The organism is Salinivibrio sp. MA427, from assembly GCF_001996115.1.
Classification (GTDB): Bacteria; Pseudomonadota; Gammaproteobacteria; order Enterobacterales; family Vibrionaceae; genus Salinivibrio; species Salinivibrio costicola.
In genome coordinates this window covers 1-2,951 of record NZ_MUFH01000390.1, presented here as the reverse complement: position 1 = coordinate 2,951, position 2,951 = coordinate 1, and the positions used below count along the sequence as shown (strand labels likewise).

4 protein-coding genes are annotated in these 2,951 nt (G+C 49.1%); 3 read left to right on the top strand and 1 reads right to left on the bottom strand.

Annotation, left to right across the window (positions count from 1 at the left end; all coding sequences use genetic code 11):
• On the top strand, positions 1 to 990 hold a 990-nt coding region (locus BZG79_RS14860), incomplete at its 5' end, for a molecular chaperone DnaJ (protein ID WP_077774792.1).
• Positions 991 to 1,039: 49 nt separating this feature from the next.
• On the opposite strand, the gene BZG79_RS14855 is transcribed toward BZG79_RS14860, so the two are convergent.
• Positions 1,040 to 1,537, bottom strand: coding sequence for a type IV pilin protein (locus tag BZG79_RS14855; RefSeq protein WP_077774793.1), 498 nt, complete (start codon positions 1,535 to 1,537; stop codon positions 1,040 to 1,042).
• 99 nt (positions 1,538 to 1,636) lie between these two features.
• Between BZG79_RS14855 and BZG79_RS14850 the strand changes: the two genes are divergently transcribed.
• Together BZG79_RS14850 and BZG79_RS14845 are read left to right on the top strand one after the other, a co-directional pair.
• Positions 1,637 to 2,221, top strand: a complete 585-nt coding sequence (locus BZG79_RS14850) for a prepilin-type N-terminal cleavage/methylation domain-containing protein (protein ID WP_077774791.1) — start codon at positions 1,637 to 1,639, stop codon at positions 2,219 to 2,221.
• The gene (locus BZG79_RS14845) at positions 2,208 to 2,858 is read left to right on the top strand and encodes a prepilin-type N-terminal cleavage/methylation domain-containing protein (RefSeq protein WP_077461840.1); all 651 of its coding nucleotides are present in this window, start codon (positions 2,208 to 2,210) and stop codon (positions 2,856 to 2,858) included. The genes BZG79_RS14850 and BZG79_RS14845 overlap by 14 nt, the downstream gene beginning before the upstream one ends.
• Positions 2,859 to 2,951 lie beyond the last annotated feature (93 nt).

Here is a 2,951-nt window from a genome sequence, read left to right as displayed (position 1 = left end):
ATACTGACCGATCCGCAAAAACGTGCAGCCTACGATCAATATGGTCATGCAGCCTTTGAACAAGGTGGCATGGGAGGCGGCGGCTTCGGCGGTGGCGGCTTTGGCGGCGGTGGTGCTGACTTTAGCGATATTTTTGGTGACGTATTCGGCGATATATTCGGCGGAGGTCGTCGCGGTGGTCAGCAACGCGCACAACGTGGTGCCGATTTACGCTACAACATGGAGCTAACGCTTGAAGAAGCGGTCCGTGGCGTCAGCAAAGAGATCGAAGTGCCCACCTATGTCGGCTGTTCGACGTGTGATGGTAGTGGTGCGAAACCGGGGACTAAGAAGCAAACCTGTGGGACCTGTAACGGTATTGGCCAAGTACAAATGCGCCAAGGTTTCTTTGCGGTTCAGCAGGCCTGCCCAACGTGTCACGGCAGCGGTACCATTATCAAAGACCCTTGTAATAGCTGCCACGGTCAAGGTCGCGTCAAAGAGACCAAGCACTTGAATGTGAAAATCCCAGCAGGGGTTGATACAGGCGATCGTATTCGCTTATCAAGTGAAGGTGAAGCGGGAGAAAATGGTGCGCCAGCGGGCGACTTATACGTTCAAGTACACGTTCGTGAACACCACATTTTCACCCGAGATGGTAACAATCTATATTGTGAAGTACCGGTGAGTTTCACCATGGCCGCGCTAGGTGGCGAGGTTGAAGTGCCTACCCTTGATGGCCGTGTAAGCTTAAAAGTGCCAGCAGAAACGCAAACAGGACGCATGTTCCGTATGCGCGGTAAAGGGGTGCAGTCTGTTCGTGGCGGCGGTATGGGTGACCTGATCTGTAAGATGGTTGTCGAAACGCCAGTGAACTTAAGCAGCCGTCAAAAAGAGCTTCTACAAGAGCTAGAAGAGTCTTTTAGTGGCACTGAAGCGAAAAAACACAAGCCAAAATCAGAGGGCTTCTTTGACGGTGTCAAAAAGTTTTTTGATGATTTAACCGGATAAGCAACTGGGCCTCGTGCATACGGGGTAGCCAGTATTGAATCCTCAGTCATCATAGAAAGGCCAGCTCTGTGCTGGCTTTTTTTATGCCTGACGAAAACGTATTTGTTGATCGATCATGCGGTAAAGGACAAGATGCATTTGATGAGGTCGACGTTATCAGTCCGTTCGCATGGAGCACCAAGGTAGCACATGCGTCATCGATTTGGGGGGAACTTGTTCGAGGGTGAGCAAGGATCTTATAGGCTGCCTTCCCACCTTGGATTTCGAACCGATAATCCGGTGAGAGCTGACAATCCGCACATAGCGCCTCTTCTAACTTAGCGACATCTGATACCGACGGATATTGCTCAGCCATCGTAAATTGCTGCTCTACCCACGCTTGTAACTGAATTAAATGTCGAGTCGCCGCTTGCCGCGTCTGTCGTTGTTGGTGCTCGGCATAGCTGGGGATGGCAATCCCTGCAAGTGTTGCGATGATGGCCAGTACAAGCATCATTTCGATCAGTGTCACGCCATGTTGTAAATAGCGACAAAAATATAAACGCATTTCTACGTGCCCCTCGAAGACTCAATCACCAAACGCATACAGAGCTTATGAGAGTGGTAGTCTGCGCTCAATCGGCAGGCGGCGATCTTGGGAGGCAGTATGCGTTTTCACCGTGCCCAATTCACGCCAGGTAGACTACAGCAACATGGCGTAACATTGATTGAATTATTGATTGTATTGAGTGTGTTAGCGGTTATTTGTGCCATCGCATTTCCTAGCTTTACCTATTCACGCCAAGTGGCCGTTATGGCCAGTCGAAGTGCAGAGCTGGCAAGCTTATTCCAACTGACTCAAAGTCGTGCGATCAATCAGAGCCAAGCATATCGTCTTATTTTGCATCAAGACGAAAATACGCAATGCATTATTGCTCAACCGGTCAACGAAAAAGCGAACAGTGTGAGTAGAACGGGCGCGATGGCTAAAATATCGTGTCAACAAACCGTATCAGCTATGGTCAGGCTACCTAAAACAATTCAATTAAAAAAGAAAGTGAGTGAGGGGTGGGTGTTATTGCCTGACGGGGATCTATTTACTATCGATTTTCGCACACAGCGACCCAGTCATAATCTCACGCTTGGTCTAAGCCACGATCTTGCCAGCACACCGGATTATATTGTCACCGTCCGCCAGTACCTTGGCTTTGATGTTTGTCCGTGGCGGGAGGTAGCCAGTGCGTGCAGCTAACTGTAAAGGCCATTCATTGGTTGAACTCTTAGTGGGGCTGACGGTGAGTATGATAGTCACCATCGCGGCACTGGCGGTGATGACAACAGCGACGGCGACACAAACGCGTCTGGATAATAAAACGTTTTTGTCTTTAGAAATGAGTCGCCTTCTTTCCTTTATGGAGGCGGATATTCGCCGTGCAGCCCTCTGTTATCAATGCGGCAGGACTTCCCCTTACGTGTTTAAAAGCGGAGATGAGGCGCACATTGTGTTAATTGATGAAGTGCCTGAGCAATCTAGCGGGCAATGTTTGCGATTTGCGTACCAACAAGGGCGTACTCACTCCACGCAAACTATTGATAAAGACGATGCCAAAGGATTTCGTTTCGATGCCGAATCACAGGCGATAGAGGCTTATGAAAATCACCAAGACACCAAAAATTGGTCATGTGAGTCAGGGTACTGGCGAGATATTTCATCCCGAGTATTGAAGGTAACGCATTTAGCCTTTTCTCGTGATGAGACGCGGACGGAGACAGGGCGACGTATTACCGCGTTAACTATCGAACTCTCCGCCTCATTAAAACGTCAACCTAGCGAAAGTGAACAAGTGTCGAGAACCTTGGTTTTAGCTAATACGGTTGTTTCACCATGAAATACATCAGAAAACATAAGTACGACCAAGGCATAGCAACGCTTGCGGTGGTTGCGAGTGTTGCACTGATTGCACTTCTCATTGTGTTAGGAG